Annotated in this window: 17 protein-coding genes; 6 read left to right on the forward strand and 11 right to left on the reverse strand. The window is 34.4% G+C overall.

Translation table 11 applies throughout. The features are described 5' to 3' along the window. Positions 1-21 precede the first annotated feature (21 nt). From PSR12_RS16660 to PSR12_RS16670, 3 genes are read right to left on the reverse strand one after another with little or no spacing between them, the layout of a single operon-like run. Positions 22-1,212, reverse strand: a complete 1,191-nt coding sequence (locus PSR12_RS16660) for a Ger(x)C family spore germination protein (protein ID WP_257520281.1) — start codon at positions 1,210-1,212, stop codon at positions 22-24. Beyond that, positions 1,209-2,306 (reverse strand): spore germination protein, encoded by a 1,098-nt coding sequence (locus PSR12_RS16665; RefSeq protein ID WP_221680909.1) that lies wholly within the window; start codon positions 2,304-2,306, stop codon positions 1,209-1,211. Before PSR12_RS16665 ends, PSR12_RS16660 begins: the two co-directional genes overlap by 4 nt. 21 nt (positions 2,307-2,327) lie before the next feature. Beyond that, on the reverse strand, positions 2,328-3,995 hold the full coding sequence (locus PSR12_RS16670; RefSeq protein ID WP_221680910.1) for a spore germination protein: 1,668 nt from the start codon (positions 3,993-3,995) through the stop codon (positions 2,328-2,330). Positions 3,996-4,218: 223 nt separating this feature from the next. On the opposite strand from PSR12_RS16670, the gene PSR12_RS16675 reads away from it, so the two are divergent. From PSR12_RS16675 to PSR12_RS16685, 3 genes are all read left to right on the forward strand, one after another. Further along, the gene (locus tag PSR12_RS16675; RefSeq protein WP_221680911.1) at positions 4,219-5,223 is read left to right on the forward strand and encodes a nucleoid-associated protein; all 1,005 of its coding nucleotides are present in this window, start codon (positions 4,219-4,221) and stop codon (positions 5,221-5,223) included. A gap of 287 nt (positions 5,224-5,510) precedes the next feature. Next, entirely contained in the window at positions 5,511-6,638 is a 1,128-nt protein-coding gene (locus PSR12_RS16680; RefSeq protein ID WP_274769810.1) for a hypothetical protein, read from the forward strand. A gap of 164 nt (positions 6,639-6,802) precedes the next feature. Next, complete coding sequence (locus tag PSR12_RS16685) at positions 6,803-8,293, forward strand: serine hydrolase domain-containing protein (protein WP_274769811.1); 1,491 nt, start codon at positions 6,803-6,805, stop codon at positions 8,291-8,293. A 161-nt stretch (positions 8,294-8,454) separates the two neighbouring features. Here the strand turns inward: PSR12_RS16685 and PSR12_RS16690 are convergent, their stop codons facing one another. After that, positions 8,455-9,450 (reverse strand): DUF4179 domain-containing protein, encoded by a 996-nt coding sequence (locus PSR12_RS16690; protein WP_221680914.1) that lies wholly within the window; start codon positions 9,448-9,450, stop codon positions 8,455-8,457. Continuing rightward, positions 9,451-9,981 (reverse strand): sigma-70 family RNA polymerase sigma factor, encoded by a 531-nt coding sequence (locus PSR12_RS16695; protein WP_221680915.1) that lies wholly within the window; start codon positions 9,979-9,981, stop codon positions 9,451-9,453. It lies immediately after the preceding gene. A gap of 361 nt (positions 9,982-10,342) precedes the next feature. Between PSR12_RS16695 and PSR12_RS23850 the strand changes: the two genes are divergently transcribed. Both PSR12_RS23850 and PSR12_RS16705 read left to right on the forward strand, forming a co-directional pair. Continuing rightward, on the forward strand, positions 10,343-10,537 hold the full coding sequence (locus PSR12_RS23850) for a YjcZ family sporulation protein (RefSeq protein WP_004226543.1): 195 nt from the start codon (positions 10,343-10,345) through the stop codon (positions 10,535-10,537). Between the two features lie 332 nt (positions 10,538-10,869). After that, a complete protein-coding gene (locus PSR12_RS16705) occupies positions 10,870-11,058 on the forward strand; it encodes a hypothetical protein (protein ID WP_221680916.1) in 189 nt (62 codons plus the stop codon). Between the two features lie 147 nt (positions 11,059-11,205). Here the strand turns inward: PSR12_RS16705 and PSR12_RS16710 are convergent, their stop codons facing one another. The 5 genes from PSR12_RS16710 to PSR12_RS16730 form a co-directional block, all read right to left on the reverse strand. Continuing rightward, positions 11,206-11,844 (reverse strand): NAD(P)H-binding protein, encoded by a 639-nt coding sequence (locus tag PSR12_RS16710; RefSeq protein ID WP_221680917.1) that lies wholly within the window; start codon positions 11,842-11,844, stop codon positions 11,206-11,208. A gap of 248 nt (positions 11,845-12,092) precedes the next feature. Continuing rightward, positions 12,093-12,305, reverse strand: coding sequence for a hypothetical protein (locus tag PSR12_RS16715; RefSeq protein WP_112118074.1), 213 nt, complete (start codon positions 12,303-12,305; stop codon positions 12,093-12,095). Between the two features lie 316 nt (positions 12,306-12,621). After that, the gene (locus tag PSR12_RS16720; RefSeq protein ID WP_274769815.1) at positions 12,622-14,574 is read right to left on the reverse strand and encodes a lipoteichoic acid synthase; all 1,953 of its coding nucleotides are present in this window, start codon (positions 14,572-14,574) and stop codon (positions 12,622-12,624) included. Positions 14,575-14,983: 409 nt separating this feature from the next. Next, positions 14,984-15,505, reverse strand: a complete 522-nt coding sequence (locus PSR12_RS16725) for a DinB family protein (protein WP_221680919.1) — start codon at positions 15,503-15,505, stop codon at positions 14,984-14,986. Between the two features lie 145 nt (positions 15,506-15,650). After that, on the reverse strand, positions 15,651-15,872 hold the full coding sequence (locus PSR12_RS16730) for a hypothetical protein (protein ID WP_221680920.1): 222 nt from the start codon (positions 15,870-15,872) through the stop codon (positions 15,651-15,653). 273 nt (positions 15,873-16,145) lie between these two features. On the opposite strand from PSR12_RS16730, the gene PSR12_RS16735 reads away from it, so the two are divergent. Next, positions 16,146-16,325 carry a hypothetical protein gene (locus PSR12_RS16735; RefSeq protein WP_257520287.1) on the forward strand — a complete coding sequence of 60 codons (180 nt, stop codon included), beginning with the start codon at positions 16,146-16,148 and terminating at the stop codon, positions 16,323-16,325. 424 nt (positions 16,326-16,749) lie between these two features. Here the strand turns inward: PSR12_RS16735 and PSR12_RS16740 are convergent, their stop codons facing one another. Beyond that, the gene (locus PSR12_RS16740) at positions 16,750-18,219 is read right to left on the reverse strand and encodes an aminoacyl-histidine dipeptidase (RefSeq protein ID WP_274769817.1); all 1,470 of its coding nucleotides are present in this window, start codon (positions 18,217-18,219) and stop codon (positions 16,750-16,752) included. Positions 18,220-18,236 lie beyond the last annotated feature (17 nt).

The raw sequence follows: 18,236 nt of genomic DNA on the forward strand, positions 1-18,236 counted from the left end.
AAAAAAAGATGATTAACGATGTTAATCACCTGACGTGCCATAATCCTTAATGGAAACATTCACTTCACATGTAATAGGAACCTCACTAAACGTTTGATCCCATTCTTTTTTTCTTTTTTGCCATACTTTCGGGTAATCGATTCTTAGTTTATTACCAAACCCAGAAACATCTGTTTGAAATTCATGTTGCGTTTTATCTAGTGCTTTCCTCACTAATCGTTCTATCTCTTTTTCAAATACTTTCTCTGCTTTTTTCAAAAATTGATTGTCAAATGCTTTATCGGAGAGAACCCAATGTTCAGCAATTCTTCCCTCTGATTGAATTTTTATCGTAAAGGAGATTTGATCGCCTTTTACATGTGGAATAATTTTACTTTTAGCTGAAATAATTTCATACACAATGGGTGCTCCTGACTCCTCATCAAAGCCTTTGACAAGTCCACCTTTCGCATCGCCAGACATCCATGCAATTCCTTCTAAGTCACTCTCATTTAAAAATCCTCGTAGCTTTTTGGTTTTTCCTTCAATGATAGCAGCGCCTGCAAATTTTACTTCTCCATTTTCCGTACTCACATTTTGCAATAAAAAGCTAGAGTCTGAATAAAGCTTCCCCTCTAGTTTGGCTACGGTCATCGGAGGCAAAATTTTAGTCGTCCTTTCATGTCCCTCCATCATTTCTACTAATTGAAAGGCAGGAATTTTAGTTGGTTCATTTGTTTCCAGTGCCTGACTTGCCTGATCCTGAGCAATAAAGAGCAGTCCACTCGGCCGTATTTCTAATTCTCTTAGAAAAAAATCCAACGTTTGCTGGAGATTCATAGTACTAGCTAATTCCTCACCAATAATAATTACTTTGGAATGTTCAGCAAAGGAACGTTTATCAACCTTTAATAGCATATTTCGTAAAGTTGGTAACACCGCATCACCTGTCTCAGAAACATTTTTATACGCTTTTTCTGGCAATGCTCCCTCTTTTGCTCCAGAAACCGTTGTCTCTGACGTAACAAATTGATTAGTAATTGTTAGCAGCAGTCTGTTTGCATACCTAGCATCTTGTTGCTCTTCAGAGGAAACATCACCCGTTTCTAAATCCAATGATGTACCTACAATAAGGCCTAAATCCTCAATCTCTTTACTACTCCAACATCCAGTAAGAAGTAAGGTTACCGTCGCAACTAGAAGTAAATGTACACAACAATGTATTCGCTTCATGCTTTCTTTCCTTTCAATTTCGAAATAAGGAGTAAGGTTATCGGTACTAAACCAAATAAAATTAATGCAGCATGACCAATCTTATCGCCAAATGTAAAAAGATCATTAATATTTTTAGGTGTCATCGCAATAATGTAGATAATTGGCAGTAATCCATATAAGAAAGGATGCATATTTTTCTTAAACAGATGGGCTAAGCCTAAAGTGGCGGCATAATAAGTAATCGTAAAGGTAGCAAAGATTTGCATAATCCAAATTACAAGAAGAAATGACTCAAAGCGTTCAAAAATTAAACCAGGGATTTCAAAACTTCGCATTAATTCAATCGTTGGCCAAGTCCTTGTCATAACACCTTCAATAGATAGAGCACCAATGACCATCACAACTGTGATGACATAAAAGAGCAAAGGTATGGCTATACCCGCCAGTACAACCTTTACGGCTTTTGATTTATCAGATGGGTACATAAATGCCACAAGTAGTAGCATAATTTCAGGCCCTAAAAATGCCAGGGTCGCTGTTTTTATTCCCTTTAACATCGGAACAACGCCCAGACCGAGTACTGGTCTCAAATTATCAATTTCAAAAATCCCTAAGCTTAAAAAAGCCACAAGTAAAAAAATAACAAAGGTAATAGGAAAAATGATTTCAAATAAGCGTGCGATTGTATTGATGCCACCGCTTATTAAGTAAAGCCCAACCCATAAAAAGGGCAAAATAATCGCCCAAGTGGGGGTCCCTTCTAATAAGAAGAGAGAGGTTACTTCAGCCATGATGCGAACTTCAAAGGCAGAAATGGTAAAAAAGTAGGCAATTACACACGCACTTATAAACCAGCCTAACCACTTCCCTATGATATCTTGATTATATTGATAAAATGTTTTGTCAGGGTATTGTTGGCTTAGCTTCACAATGATTACACCTGCAATCATTGCAACGACACCACCTAAAAATACACTAATCCAAACATCTGGCGTTTTTACTTTTTCAACAGATGCACGAGGTAAAGTAAGAATCCCAGTGGCAAGAATATAGTTAATAATAATAACAACTGCTTGTGACGTCGTTATTTTATCTTTCATACTGCTGTTCATGGCTGTTTTGCTCCCTTTCTCTTATTCCCCTTTGCGGACCGAATCTTTTGGCTTTAACAATTTAGGACGATGCTTCATCATCTTTAACGGCATTCGTACCATAAAATCTTTCCAATCACCTGCTCGATACGGAATAGTTGGGCTCAAATATGATACACCGAAGCTCTTTAGCTTTACTAAATGACTGCAAAGGAATAAGAAAAATAGAATGATGCCATATAGTCCAAATAAAGCTGCGGAAAACATCGCGACAAAACGTAACATTCTTAGCGTGATACCAGCATTATATTGAGGGATAGCAAAAGAGGAAATTGCTGTTAATGCAACCACAATGACCATGATTGGACTAACAATTCCTGCCTGTACGGCGGCTTCTCCAATAACAAGCCCCCCAACGATCCCCATTGTCGGACCAATCGGCTTCGGTAGACGAAGTCCTGCTTCTCGTAATATCTCAATAGCGACTTCCATAATGAGGGCTTCAATCAAAGCTGGGAACGGTACTCCCTGCCTTGTTGCCATCATGGACAGCGCTAGTTTAGTGGGAATTAAACCTTGATGAAAAGATACAAAAGCAATGTACAGGGATGGGCCAAATAAAGAGATGCCTGCAGCAAAATAGCGAAGCAAGCGAATAAGAGAGCTCGACAACCAACGTTCATAGTAATCTTCTGGTGATTGCAGTAGCATATTAAACGTGACTGGCACAATTAATACAAAGGGCGTTCCATCTAAAAGAATTGCGACTCGTCCCTCTAGTAACGCAGCAATAACCCGATCAGGACGTTCGGTACTCTGCACTTGCGAAAATGGACTGAGGTAATTATCCTCCATCAATTGCTCAATATATCCCGATTCAGCAACATCATCCAAATGGATTGTTTCAATTCGTTCCTTCACCTCTTTGACGAGATTAGGCTGCACAATTTCATCTATATAGGCTAAAACCAACTCTTTTTTCGTACGTTCGCCTACTTCCATCTCAATAATCGATAAATTTCGATTCTCACCATGCTGCCTTAATAAAGAGGTATTCACACTTAATTTTTCTGTGAAGCCCACCCTTGGTCCACGTACCATTGCTTCAGAAACAGGCTCCTCAAGATTTCGAGTTTTGCCATGTGCCGTGCCAATGATAAATACATTCTGTATGCCATCCACAATTAATACAGTGGAACCAGTTAATACTTTGCCAACAGCTTTCATGACTTTCGATTCCTCTAGCAGATCGCTCACTGGTAGGATTTCATTTCTAATTGATTGTTGTAGTTCATGACCTCTTAAAACAGACGACTTTCCTGTATGTCCATTCATTAATGATTTCAAAATATGTTTGTCAATTAATTCTTTATCGCATAATCCCTTAAGAAAAACGATTGCTGCACGATTATCCGTATTTCCTATTTGAAATTCTCTAAAATGAATATCCCAATTATGGCCAAGTTCTTTCCTCATTTGTAAAAGATCTTTATTATAATCCCCTGTAAATTGCTCTAACGTTTTTTGAACAGGGATGTGTACCCTCTCACCTTCTTCACTTTTTTCTTTCATCTCAATTTTGCCATTGCTCTTATTAACAAATAAAAAAACATGAAACAATTTATAAATTAAATATGGAATTAAAAATGCTAAAAAGCCTTGTAAAAAAACTTGCCAATGTGGCATGTAGGAAATCACCTTTTCCCACATATTGATCACCCTCTTTAGTACACTTGTACAGAGTATCTCTACATGTTTTTATCTTTATCTAAGCAGCAGTATTTTAAACTTCCAATCCTCAACATTCTTTCATAACAAGACACTAACATTCGGTGATCATAAAAAACCAGCCTCAAATGAGTACTGGTACTTATAAAAGCAATCTTTAGCTTATGGTATACTAGCTACTATGAAAAATTAGAAGGTGAAATTTATGCTAGAAGTCAGTGAAAGTAAATTAGCACAATATAGTCTGCATTTTTTGAGTGAGACGCTTATTTTAGGAGAAGAAGTTTTTACACAACCTGAGGTCATGTTAGAAGCAGCCTTTACACAGCTCGCTTTTAGTAAAATTGATTTGGAACAGCAATATGAATTTTTCCATGAAAGCACTATTACACTCAATGAAGTTTTTACGTATTCGAGAGCTATTTTCGAACAGGGAAGTAACTTCCTAGAACATTCACAAAATATTGCCAAGCACTTACATAGTGTGTCACAGCATCCTAACATTAAAAGCGGAGAACTGTTTATTGGCCTCTTTGAAAATTGTTTACTATTAAATGAGGCAAAAAAGATTATCGCTATTGTCAAAATTGATGAAAAAGAAATGTTTTTAGATGTGAAAAATGAACACAATCAAATGATCGTGAACGGCGTGGATGGCATTAACGTTAAGAAAATTAATAATATGGCTATTATTGTTGATATGGGACAGGATCAATCTCCTGCTGTTTATATTAAAACAAAACGTAAGGAAGATATTGTTTATTGGCAAGAACGATTTTTAAAAATTAAGGCAGCGGATGAGCATTATTATAAAACCAATTTAGCATTAACAGAATGCAAAAAATTCATTTTAAAGGAAGAAAATTATACAAGCACAGAAAAACTTGGGCTCTTGAATAAAACACTGGATTACTTTAGAAATGAAGAGGAATTTCAGGTAAATCATTATATTGAAACTGTTTTTGAGCAAGCGGACACTACTCAAAAAGATATCATCATTAATTCGGTCAAACCCTATGAGACTGTCATTTCTGATAGTGCGCTAGAAAAGGCTGAAAAGAAATACAAACGTAAAATCAAACTGGATTCCAATATTGAAATCCAAGTAAATATTCAACATATCGACCAAATAGATGAATTAATTGAAGTTGGCTATGATGAGGCAACAAATCGCAAATTCTATAAAATCTATTTTCAGGATGAGCAGTAGAAGAGCTTGGATTAAACGGATGCGTCTGCAAGCTATCTTACGAGATTAAACATTAGAATGACAGCGTCTCTCCTAAAATCTTCAATTAGGAGAAAAGAGCTTAAAATAGTATAAGCTGCAATAATGGCTATTTTCCAAAGACTTCAGATACTAAAACAGTGAGTCCTTATCATGAATCCTCCACTCTTTAATTTCTTGAAATTTTTTTCAAAAAGTTAAAACTTTTTCAATTGGTAAAGCGTCTAATAATTGGTAACAGAAGTTAACCCAAAGGAGAATTGATAAATATGAAAAAACCTGCTAAAAAAACATGGCTATTAGCTTCAGCATTAACACTTGGGATGGCTGTTTTAACACCGCTTCAAGCTGGTGCAACAGCTGTTGAAACAACAAATAGTGTAACAATTCAAATAGAACAAAAAATAACAGGTACCATTAAATATTTTGATGGCGGCAGCATTACCCTTAAAGGAACAGATGGAAAGAACTATTACATTGGTTTGCACAAGTTCTCTGATAAGCAAATCGAGCAATTAAAGCTAGCGGAGGGGCAGGAAATTTTAGTTGAGGGTAGTCTTGTGAAAGATTACTCAGATTTCTATACCTTTGACGTGTATAAAAAAAGCTTACCTAAAGAAGTAACAAAAGAAGAATTAGTCCAACTAGAAAAACTTTTTTCTGACATGAAAAAGGCTGAAAAAGAAGAGAATTACGAAGAAATGGAAAGAATCTATGAGGCGATGGATAACATCACAAGACCTTATGAATTAGCAAATTGGCAGCCTGAGCCATTTGAAGAGTTTATCAATGAAGCTGCATTCGCTGAGAAAAATATCGTTATCAAAGCGCAAGATAAAGAACAGCTGAAAACACTTTATAGTAACTGGATTAAGTATGTAAAAGAAAATAAAACGGATGAGGCATCAGAAAACATTGATAAAATTTTTACAATTCTTGAACCTTATTACCAAGAATTATATCCACCATTAACTTTTGAAGAGTACATGGCAGATATGAACGTAGATGTAACAAAAGAGGAACTTGCAAAACTTAAAACGCTCTATGAAGAGGCACAAAAAGCTGAAAAAGATAAAGATGAAGAGTTGGCCATGAAGAAATGGGATCAATTCTATGAAATACTTCGCCCACACTTTAAACCTGTTCCCTTCGAGGAATATATGACAGATATCGAATTCAGCATTAGTAATGCGGATTACGCAAAATTAAAACAACACTATGAAGAAGCAGTTGCCCTTGAACAAAAGGGTGAAGATGATAAAGCAGGCGAGCAATGGGAAGCCTTCTACAAAATTTTAGATCCTTACTACGAAGCGAATAGAGAAATTCTCATCTCAGCATCTAAATTAACATTTAACGGCCAAGATTTTATTCCAGAGCCAGAACAAACTAAATAAAATTTCAAGGGCCCTCCTATTGGTTTTAGGAGTGGCCCTTTTTGAAGTGACAATTTTGTCATGTTATCCCTGAAATAGTCATGTTAATCGATGGTTTACCCTTATTTTTCTTGTTACAGTAAATCATGGTCACGAGCACATTACGATCTAAGGAGAAAAACAACATGACATTATTAACGAAGAAAACGGTGATGTTGATGGTAATGTTAGTATTTTTTACTTTCACACCCGAATTTGGACACGCAGCATCAAATGATACAATTAGTAAAATTGATCAGTTTATTGAGGAGCAGCAAACCATTAGTAAAATCCCAGGAATTTCAGTAATTATTGTTGATAAAGGGAAAACCGTCTATCAAAGGGGCTTTGGCTTTGCAGATACAAAAACAAAAACGCCTGTTACATCTAGTACCCTTTTTGAGCTAGGCTCGACGTCTAAAGCATTTACAGGCCTCGCTATTTTACAATTAGAAAAGCAAGGTTTGTTAAAACGATCAGATGATGTCCGAAAGTATATCCCTTGGTTATCATTAACCTATAAAGGCGAAAATCAGGCTGTGACAATACAGCAGCTATTGTCTCATACTAGCGGAATTCCCTCAAATTCCATTACTCGAATCCCAGAAAGCACAGCTGATAATGCCCTTGAATTAACAGTTAAAACACTGCTGGATCAATCTCTAAATCGTCAACCAGGTAGTTCTTTTGAATATGCAACCATCAACTATGATGTCTTAGGACTCGTCATTGAACAAGTGGCAAAACAGCCATTCGATCAGTATATTCAACAGAAAATTTTACAACCTGTTGGTATGAATCAATCTTTTGTAGGGATTCACCAAGTACATTCCAAACATATGGCTTCTGGCTATAAAATAGGTCTAATGAGAGAGCAGCGATACATACCACCTATCTATCGTGGCAATATCCCTGCTGGTTATCTGATCAGTAACGCTAATGATATAGCCAGATGGTTAAAATTACAGGTAGGAAACAGTGATATCTACTCAATCAGTAACAATTTAATTCAAGAATCCCATACTCCAGATCTAACAGTGGAGCCTTTTGATACGAATACTTACTATGCAAACGGTTGGGCCGTTGTGAAAAAGGACACAAAGTCATATATCTACCATGCTGGTGAGAATCCAACCTTTTCCTCATATTTCATTATGCAACCTGACGAACAAATTGGCGTGGCTATTTTAGCCAATATGAATACAAGCTCTACAACAGCGATTGGACAAGGTGTCATGGATTTATGGGAGGGCAAAACGATTGACATGCAACATATCAGCAGCTATCAAAAGCTAGATAAAATTGTGACAATCATCTGTGCTATCATCATCGCAATCAGCATTATTTTCTGTTATCTATTCGTTCAGAATATACGCAACCTCTATAAAAAACAACGTAGTATGGCAAAGCTAAATTACAAAAAAATATTGTTATTATCTGCCCATACTATACTTGTGGCGACAATGCTGACAGCAATATTTATCACACCTAACACAGTACTTGGCGGCTTAAATTGGACATTTATTAACGTATGGGCACCAACTTCTATTACATTCCTGTTGTATAGCTCCATTTCGGCCAGTCTTCTATATTTATTATTAGGCTTTATGATTATTGGTACTAAAAGGAAGAATTAAAATTTAATAGCTTAAAAGATATACAATTAATAGCCTTATCTTGATTGAATACTGCGTGAGATGAGCTAATGGTAAAGATGCTAACCTGTATAATTCATTGAAACTACATCAATGAATTGATTCCTTCAGCCTTTGGAAAGAAGTTGTAGGAACAGACCATATCATTTTAGAGAAATATTAATACTTGGGAGCGGAACAAGCTCTTTCCGCTCTAATGTTTTTTCGTCAACAATTCTTATAGTTGGTGTAATGATTAGCGTTCGAATATCAGAATCAGGTATAAAAACCTCAACATAACCATTTACTCGCCCAGAACCGCTTTTAATAGTTGTTGCTCCTACTTTTTCATATACATTTCCAAGATTATCTTCTATGTCTACCATTAAAAATTCTGTCTCCCAGTCAAGATTTCCCTCAAAATAAAGAGTGGTTATATATTTTCCCTCTGTTATTTGATTATATAATAGCTGGTATTGATCATTACCAAATGGTATATTTACTTTTCTTGAATAGGCTTGGGTTGGTGTAAGTTCTAATTGAAAGTCCCAATCTCCTTCTACTAGAGTCGTATTTTTCATACCTATAAAATCTTTGGGACGCCAATGTACATTTATCGTTTCATCAATTACTTTGTCTGAAATTCTCGCCGTAAACATACCAATCCAAGTAGCATCATTCTTTTTAATGATTTGATGACTAAGTACGTCTAACTTGTTTCCGTTGACTTCTAAATCACCCTTCCAAAATAGAGGGGGATCATCTATCGATTCTTCATGTTTCATTTCATAACTAACCGATACAACAGTTCCATCGAAAAAAGCCTCAGCTACTTCAATGGAGGTTCCGTTACTTTCGTCTTTTTGATTGATGATTGATGCATGATCACTAAATACTTGTAATTGGGGATTATCATTGCTATTTAATAGTTGCTGTACAATTGGTACTCGATTAGCCACTACAGGTAGCCAAATGCTACTACTAGTAAAAATGAATGTGAGCATGGCGACTATACTAACCCATTTCCATTTTTTAAATACATACTTCTTGTTTGAAGATGACCGTAAAACACTTTTTTCAATATTAAACTTTTCCCAATCAGATAATTCAACTGGTTCAATCTCTTCAACATCTATTCCGATAAAATCCTTTTCGTTCATTTAGATACCTCCCAGCTCTTCTGTTAACTTTAACTTACCTCGATATAAACGATTTTCAACAGCTGATTTAGATAGACCAAATATCTCTGCGATTTCTCCGTTGGAATATCCTAAGTAGTATTTCAATAGAAAAATTTCCTGATCGTTTTTACTTAAATTTAAAATACTGATAAACAGTTGCTCTTTTTGTACTCTTTGTTCTACAATTCTCTCTGGAAGATCCTTGCTATTTGAAATTGATGAAAGTAACTCGACTGTTTTAGGCTTATTTTGAAGACTTCTATATGTATCAATCGCTTTATATTTTGCGATAACACCAATCCATTTTTTAAAATCAATCTCATCGCCAGTAAATTGAATACTCTTTTGCCAAATGGTTAGAAATACATCGTTGATACATTCTTCAATAGCTGTTTGATTGGGCTGTAACACTTTCACTACTATGGCTTTAACATAACCTCCATATTTGTTAATCACTTCTCTTAAAGCTTGTTCTTCCTTTTTTTGTAGCTGATTAATTAATGAATACACGAAGTTAGAAAACCTCCTTTCTTCTCTACAAGTAATAACGAGCGAATGAAAAAAAACTCTCACATTATTTAATAAAAAAATAAATGATTCCTTTCCACAACAGATTGTAGTTAAAAATAGAAACGGATTAACATAGACTTACTGTTTCAAACCTGTTCCACCATCATTCATCAAAAAATTGACAATAATGATGGAGTGGATTGACAACTAACCTTTAGTTTCATTCATATCAAGTGTTTAGTGATACGCATCCTTCACCCAAGATCCCTTTTAAAATTACGTAAATACGATTCATTAGACGAATACCCTTTTCTCTTTCAACGGCATTCATACAATAAACTGAAAGAAAGGAGAGATCTTGATGGGATACTTTGGAAATATGGGTAATTTCAATTGTTGTTATGGAGGCTATGGTAACGACTATAGCGGGGGTTATAACATGAGTTGTGGTATGGACTATGGCGGTAAAAATAATAGTTCAACATTCGTTTTAATCGTTGTGCTATTCATTCTTCTCATTATTGTCGGAGCAGCTTTCGTCCAAAAAGAATATTAATATTTATTGAAAAACATGAAAAAGGGATGATCTTCATTATTGGGAGCGAATAATAATGTCGATACATCATAGCAAAAAGGGTCACTCCCAGTCTAGTGGCCCTTTTTAAATCTGTATACCCTTTGCCTTATTCAATTTTATATTTTCCATTTCCCCATTTTTGGTAATACACATCACTAAAGAAATATAATAAGCCAACATTTTTACTCCCAGTTACGCCCCATATCTGCTTTTACATCATAAAATTTTTAAAAAATGAAACCAACTAAAGCCATGAATCGTAAACTTATTTAAGAAAGCCAGCACTTTTTTTGTAAAAGGGGTCGAGTAATGTGAAGAAGTGGTTGCAAGAAAGGAAAAACACAAGAAGAAGAGAGAAGAGACGTAATGATCAATATTCTTTAATTGACTTATTTCTTGACGTACTTGGTTGGATACCAGAACTGCTTTTCCTCCCATTTAGAATCATTTATTGGTTGTTGAGAGGGGTTGGAAGGTTTATTGGAGAAGGTTTTAATTAAAAGCTACTCAAAAGGAAATCATTTGAGTTTTTGAACCAATACGATTGAGGCAAGGGAAAATTTTGTGGAGCATTCAAAAGGGATAAAGTCATTTAGTTGAGGCGCTGACCCTATCCCTCTATAAGTGGCATTCTCCTTTAAAGTAGATTAATTAGAGATAAATGGTGCTTTTTGTACATACTTTTGATTTTCTATTTGGTTAATGATGAATGTAGCTATATCCCGATTTGTTATCTTTGTACCTGGCATATCTCTAAGATTTTCCTTTATGAACCCTACTTCATTTCCCTCTACTATAAATGGAAGTCTAATTAGTGTCCATTTGATTACTTGATTATGGCTAAGTAGATGCCATTCTTTTTTCTTATCCATCATCATTTTCGAATAAATAATTTCAAATATCTTTGCACCTATTCTATTTATAATACTCTTTGTATCTCCAGCAATGGTTAGAGATCCACCCGTTACCCCAATATAACGATCCATATGTAAATCAGACATGACTCCCAATATATTTTCCGTTACTTTACTATAAATTGGTTTTTCTTTCATTGGTTGACCAAAAGTATTGATAACGATTTGACAATCTTTTAATAGCTTTTGAAGATCCTCGATCTTTTGTACATTTCCTTCTATTACCTCAATCCTACTGTCTCTGAAAACTAACTTTTCTGGGTTTCTAACAAGCATACGTACGTGATATCCTTTCTCTAATGCTTTAAAAGCAATGTAACGCCCCGCTTTACCTGTTCCCCCAATAATTGCAATCTTTTTATAAACGTCCATGATGCCCTCCTGATTATCCTAATAATATGTATACGGGAAAATCATGGTTTAGATTCAATTATTCACGTCTCTTAATCAAATGAGATAAAGGAATAGTAATTTTGTTCATTCTAGCTAGAGCTTTTGTCTATACAAAAGAAAAAGAACCACTCCCTTAAAAGAAAATGGCACTTTCAACGCCTCATCGTACTTACTTGATAATACGCTTTTTAGGTGTATTCAACTTAACTCTTGTGTAAAAATATAGATCAGTGGTTTATATTATTTACTAAGTCTTTATTATAGGCAATCCACTTCTCCATTTCTCTCTCGACAGCTCGATTTTGCCATTCAAACCAAATACCTGTACATTCACTACAGTGACTATCGACACCCTTTTTTTCATGTGTATCTTTACATGTAAACACAGTCTTTTTACGACAACTATAACAGTAAATGACTATGTCTTTATAAAATTCCATCCCGATCAACTCCTCAAATTTACACCTATTTCTTTCCTTTTTTCATCTATATTATTCTTTATAAAGAAATAAGTAAGGATGATGAGTACCATCATGTTTGTTCCTCTCCTTACTAATAAAAGCGATTCAAACCCTGACTATTAGGATTTGAATCGCTTTTTCAGTTAGTCCAATTTTCTATTTGAACCTTAAGGAGAATATAAAATCTTGGTATTGCCATACTTATTCAAAATGACCAATAAAAAAGCAATTCAAGGTAATGGTATGATATCCTATAGACTTTGATATCGTACACAATTCCTTGAACTGCCTTAAATTATTTAGACTCTACATTCTCATCAGGAGAGTAATTATATTGAGAAGGATCAACTGGCGTATAACCTGTTGGCGTATAGAACCTCAATAAGTCACCATTTACGACTCTATCAGATAACGCCAATTTATGATCTACTTCATTTTTAATCGTCTTTGCTTCCTCTAATTGACTCTCGTCTAATGGTAAGCCTGTTTTATTATCATAATATTTTTCATTAATTGAATAAATAGTAGGACTGACAAAATCGCCATTTCTAAATGGAACAATTTCATCATGCTCTTCTGATAATAAGTCTGAACCAAATTGAACAAATTGTTGTGAATCAATTCCTAGTAAATGCAATAACGTTGGCAGTAGGTCTGTTTGGCCACCATAGCTATGGTTGGTACCACCTTGTATGCCTGGAACATGTATAAATAATGGTACACGTTGTAAATTAGCACTTTCATATGGTGTAATCTCTTTTCCAATGACTTGTTCCATCGCTTTATTATGATTATCGGAAATACCGTAATGGTCACCATAAAGCACAATCATTGAATGATCATATAAACCTGATTCTTTTAATTGCTGGAAGACCTGTTGAATTGCTTCGTCTGCATAACGCGCTGTTTGGAAATAATTATCAACGCTTGCATCTCCCGTATTGGCTTTATCAATTGTCACTAAATCTTGATTCATTTTGTATGGATAGTGATTTCCTACCGTAATTAATTTTGTATAAAAAGGTTGTGGTAAGGAGCTTAAAAGACTTTGAGATTGTTCAAAGAATGGTTTATCTAACAAACCATATTCAGCCATGTCCTCGGAAGTACCTGTGTTATAGTAACTAGCATCAAAGAATTTGTCGAATCCAAATGATTTATAAATCACATTTCTATTCCAAAAGCTTCCGTTATTACCATGGAATACAGCTGATGTATAACCATAATCTTTTAAAATACTTGGAGCTGCCTGATACGTATTTTGTGCTTTAGTAATATAAGCTGATCCTTGAGGTAACCCAAATAAAGAGTTTTCAAGCATAAATTCTGCATCAGACGTTTTCCCTTGACCTGTTTGATGGAAGAAATTATCAAAATACAATGTATTCTTATCTTTTGCTAATGAATTTAAAAATGGTGTTACTTCTTCACCGTTTAATTTATAGTCGATTAAAAAGTTTTGGAATGATTCTAAATGTAAATAGATAACATTCATTCCCTTAGCTGCACCAAAATATTGGGCATTCGGCTTGGCATAGTTTGATTTTGTATAGTTAATTACTTCTGTAATATCACTACTATCAGCCAAAGCTCTCTGAGAAGATGCTTTCATCGTTTCAACTGAGTCATAAATCGTATAGTTATACATTCCTAGATATTTCACAATATAGTTTCTATCAAACCCACGTGTTAAAAGTTGAGGACGATTAGATTCAGCTAGTCCTAAATTAAGGACTGATACCGCTAATGCAAAGGCAATGATTGCCATTCCTTTTTTATAGCCAAAACGCTTCGTATCTTTTAGGATTTTTTTAGAGAATAGTAGAAAAAGCATAACAAATACATCCACAAAGAATAAGATATCATAAGGTTTTAGCAAAGAAAGAACACTGCCGCCTAAATCCCCAAAGTTCTGCGTTTGGGAAAGTGTAGGTAATGTAATGAAATCACTAAAGAATCGGTAATAAACAATGTTGGCATATAAGACAATAGACATCAATGTGTAAACTACAACGAGTGATGTGTATTTTCTTTTTCCTTTAAATATAAATGAAAATCCTAGAAATAGCATTGCTGAGCCTAGTGGATTTATTAGTAAAAGGAATTGTTGAATGATTCCTTCTACACCTAAGTCAAATTGTGATAGTTGAGAGATGTATGTTTTAATCCATAACATTAATACTGCTACTATATAAATTCCTAAAAAGTTTTGTAATAGGTTATCTTTTTTATTTACTAGATTTTTCATTTTTGCACCTACCTTTTACTGATTAAATTAAAATCTAGATATATATACTGATAAGTACTGTATTGCACTTTATAAAATGTTACGTTACAATAGCTTTTTTTGCGACCAATGTATAGTACTCCCCATTTAAAATTCTGTCAAGTTGTTAGCTATTCTTCATATAAATATTTCTAATTAACCTAAATATTGTTCAAAAAATACCCAGTAAACATGAGTTTTTAACTAAAATTTACTGGGTATTATAAGCCATAATTAACCTTTATGAAATCTGCCCCGCAATTTTTCTCATTTGGCATCAAAAAATCTTCCATTCAAATGAATTGGAAGATTTTCTGGAACACTATTTAGACTAATAAACAAGATTCTATGACATCGTTTTCTAGCATTTATACATTTCTATAGAATCTTTCTATTTAGACGCTTCAATATTTATTTGAGCACTTACTGAATCTTTCAATGATGAAGAAAGACCTCGTCTGATTAAATTTGCAGAAACAGGCGCTCTCCCCATCTCCCTTGCCCAAATTGATAATTGTCCTATATGATGAATTTCATGTGCAATGGTATGACGAATTATTTCACCCCATGTATGTGTCTCCATACTACCATCGTCTAATGGAATATGAAGTATACGCTCTTCCATACTGTCATCCCATTGGTTTACAAAGCTTTCTACTTCTAAATAAAATGCAGCTTCCAATTTACGAACCTTTTCCAAGCTACTATATTCATCAAAGCTCTCCTGAAAATCAGTTTTCCCTTGCATTAGACGAATCCAACTCCATTCAACATCAATGATATGGAAAAGTGTGTGTAGTATACTGCCCATTCCACCAGTTCGGTTTTGCAAAAGTTCTTCATCAGTCAACTCTTCACACCAACGAAACCAGTCTTCCCTAACTAGCCAATTATATTTAAAAAATGTTTGCAAAAAAGCACCTCCGTAGTTGTTGAATATTATAACTCACAATTTCTTCATATAAAGTGAGGATTCCTTCTTTGCTCTTTTCACATATCTAAATAAGCACTAAAAGTAACATAAGTATAGCAACATTTCTAAGGTCAAAGTCTAGTAATCACCACTTCTGGTTACTATTATGAATTTTTCTATAAACGTAATCTGCGTTATCTAAGTTTTTCCAGCTACTAATAAAATTTAGTATTAGCATAAAAATTCCAAATAAAATAAATGCCACCATATATTTACCTATGAAAAATAAAACAAACGTTGCAACCAAAAGTAATATCATTAAAATTATTACAAGGATTTGTAATTTCCCCTTCTTCTTCTCATCCATCTGTTCAACCTCCAATGAAAGCGCCAGTACTTTTCTAAAATGTTTCCCTTGGTTTATTTTACCATAATATATGTAAATGCTCCATAATTAACCTTATCGAATTCATTTTTTTCTAAATAATCAATTAATTAATATAACATCCCAACATCAGAATTTCCCTAACAGATTTCCCTTACATAATCTAGGGGTGATCTGAAATTTTAAGGATGAAATAGAAATAAACAAGGGATATTTTATAGGATAAGTTAAATAATATCTTGAGGAGGTGTTGACATGAAACGCGATAAAAAAAATACAGAGTTTGCAACAGACGAGCCAACAAAACAATCATTTGCTAGTGGAGCAGACCCAAAAAAACCTAATGGGCGCAAAGAATCTACTGAAGCCCCACGCCCACAACGAGAAGAAGACCTTATTATGGATGAGAAAAAAGGTAAGTCAACTTCTTTATAATATAAGACAAATTAGTATTTTATTTATTTTGACCACTCTATCAAAGGTGGTCTTTTTTAATTTTCTCCACACCATGTAACCCTATATAAAGATTGAGACCACCCATCATGGAGTGGTCTTTATTAGTTTCTTTAAAGGGCTCTGAAAACTTTAAAATCCACTATGTTGCACCTGGTGATAAAGACCACCCCTATATATTTCCACCAACTTTTGTTCCCATGAATATATTTTGTGGTATATGGCATTAGTAGATAAACTGAAAAATAACACTATTGTCTATTTATCCGTTTGCTATAAAGTAAAAATTTTACATAAAAGAAATTATATATAGTGTTTATAGTTGTACTCTCCCCTTATTACTTAGCCATATAATCCCCTTCTTCACCTCTATATCCATTTGATAAGCCCATTAGAAAGCTTTGTTTTACCAATGATAATTTTTCATTTTTTTTAAAGTGTAAAGAAAGTATTCCCAATTTTCTAATGTTGAAGGGATACTTAAATGTTCATTCGGCGTATGCACATAAAATATATCAGGACCAATAGAAATAGCATCTAAGTCTGGAATTTTATCTACTAAAATACCACATTCTATCCCGGCATGTACCGCAATGATTTCAATATCTGTACCATATTTTTCTTTATAAGCTTCTTCAAATAAGTTTCTAAGTTTTGATTCAGCACGATATGGCCATTCTGGATAATCTGAATCCGTAGACAAATCACCGCCAAGCATACCAGTGATTATCTGTGCCTGATTAATTATTGAGTCCTTTAGGCTTTTAATAGAACTTCTTGTTTCACTTTCATACTTTATCACTGTGTCGTATGTATTAACGACTCCTAAATTTGTTGAACTCTCAACTAGACCTTCAACTTCCATACTTCTACTTTGAACACCATTTGGTATTAACATGAGAGCAGCAATAGCTTTCTCCTTTGTTGTTTTTGAAAAAACTTTTCCCACATTAGTTTCAATCGGTTCAAGTATGATATTTATTTCTGGATCGGAAATACGTAATTCATTTTTTAGTATTCTATTCCACATTTCTATTTTTACAAAGAATTTTTCAACTATATCTGGATGAAGTTGTATCATGACTTGTGCTTCACGGGGAATGGAGTTTACTTTTACGCCCCCATTAATTTCTTGTATAAAGTAAGAAAATTCATTTGATAGATCATATAGGACTCTCCCTAATAATTTAACGGCATTGCCTCTTCCTTTATCAATAGATATACCAGAATGTCCTCCCTGTAGCCCACAAATACTCAAATTGTACGTTACAGCATTTTCCGGAGAATTGTCCCAAACAATAGGGATTTTTTGAGTAACAATAACTCCACCTGCACTACTAACTAACAACTTTCTATCTTCCTCAGAATCAACATTAATTAGCAATTTACCTTCAAGATGAACTGGGTCGACTGCATGGGCTCCTCTCATAGTTGTTTCTTCTTCCGTCGTAATAAGTACTTCAAGAGAAGGATGAGGAATGTTAGAAGAATCCAACAAAGCCAGGGAATAAGCGACGGCAACCCCATTATCCGCACCTAAAGTAGTATCTGTAGCATATAGCATTTCCCCCACAATTCTTAATTGTAAAGGATCTTTATTAAAATCATGATTGTTGCCTTTGTTTTTTTCACAAACCATATCCATGTGCCCTTGAATAATTACAGTCGGTACGTTTTCATATCCGGGTGTAGCAGGTTTTTTAATAATTACATTTAATGCTGCATCTTGTATAACTTCAAGATTACGTTCTCTTGCAAAACGAACTAGGTAGTCGCTGATCTCTTTTTCATTTGACGAACCACGGGGGATATTAGATATCTCCGCAAAATAATGAAACACAGGATGTTTCGTTAATTCTTTCAAGCTATTATACATTTTACTCACACCCTTTT

It is taken from the genome of Lysinibacillus sp. G01H (assembly GCF_028872195.1).
In the GTDB taxonomy this organism is placed as follows: domain Bacteria; phylum Bacillota; class Bacilli; order Bacillales_A; family Planococcaceae; genus Lysinibacillus; species Lysinibacillus capsici.

What these genes read in the sequence shown, in the direction of transcription:
- PSR12_RS16740 (WP_274769817.1), bottom strand. Translation starts at nt 18,219, where the DNA reads ATGTATAATAGCTTGAAAGAATTAACGAAACATCCTGTGTTTCATTAT.
- PSR12_RS16675 (WP_221680911.1), top strand. Translation starts at nt 4,219, where the DNA reads ATGCTAGAAGTCAGTGAAAGTAAATTAGCACAATATAGTCTGCATTTT.
- PSR12_RS16665 (WP_221680909.1), bottom strand. Translation starts at nt 2,306, where the DNA reads ATGAACAGCAGTATGAAAGATAAAATAACGACGTCACAAGCAGTTGTT.
- PSR12_RS23850 (WP_004226543.1), top strand. Translation starts at nt 10,343, where the DNA reads ATGGGATACTTTGGAAATATGGGTAATTTCAATTGTTGTTATGGAGGC.
- PSR12_RS16660 (WP_257520281.1), bottom strand. Translation starts at nt 1,212, where the DNA reads ATGAAGCGAATACATTGTTGTGTACATTTACTTCTAGTTGCGACGGTA.
- PSR12_RS16735 (WP_257520287.1), top strand. Translation starts at nt 16,146, where the DNA reads ATGAAACGCGATAAAAAAAATACAGAGTTTGCAACAGACGAGCCAACA.
- PSR12_RS16670 (WP_221680910.1), bottom strand. Translation starts at nt 3,995, where the DNA reads ATGTGGGAAAAGGTGATTTCCTACATGCCACATTGGCAAGTTTTTTTA.
- PSR12_RS16680 (WP_274769810.1), top strand. Translation starts at nt 5,511, where the DNA reads ATGAAAAAACCTGCTAAAAAAACATGGCTATTAGCTTCAGCATTAACA.
- PSR12_RS16685 (WP_274769811.1), top strand. Translation starts at nt 6,803, where the DNA reads ATGACATTATTAACGAAGAAAACGGTGATGTTGATGGTAATGTTAGTA.
- PSR12_RS16730 (WP_221680920.1), bottom strand. Translation starts at nt 15,872, where the DNA reads ATGGATGAGAAGAAGAAGGGGAAATTACAAATCCTTGTAATAATTTTA.
- PSR12_RS16710 (WP_221680917.1), bottom strand. Translation starts at nt 11,844, where the DNA reads ATGGACGTTTATAAAAAGATTGCAATTATTGGGGGAACAGGTAAAGCG.
- PSR12_RS16715 (WP_112118074.1), bottom strand. Translation starts at nt 12,305, where the DNA reads ATGGAATTTTATAAAGACATAGTCATTTACTGTTATAGTTGTCGTAAA.
- PSR12_RS16720 (WP_274769815.1), bottom strand. Translation starts at nt 14,574, where the DNA reads ATGAAAAATCTAGTAAATAAAAAAGATAACCTATTACAAAACTTTTTA.
- PSR12_RS16690 (WP_221680914.1), bottom strand. Translation starts at nt 9,450, where the DNA reads ATGAACGAAAAGGATTTTATCGGAATAGATGTTGAAGAGATTGAACCA.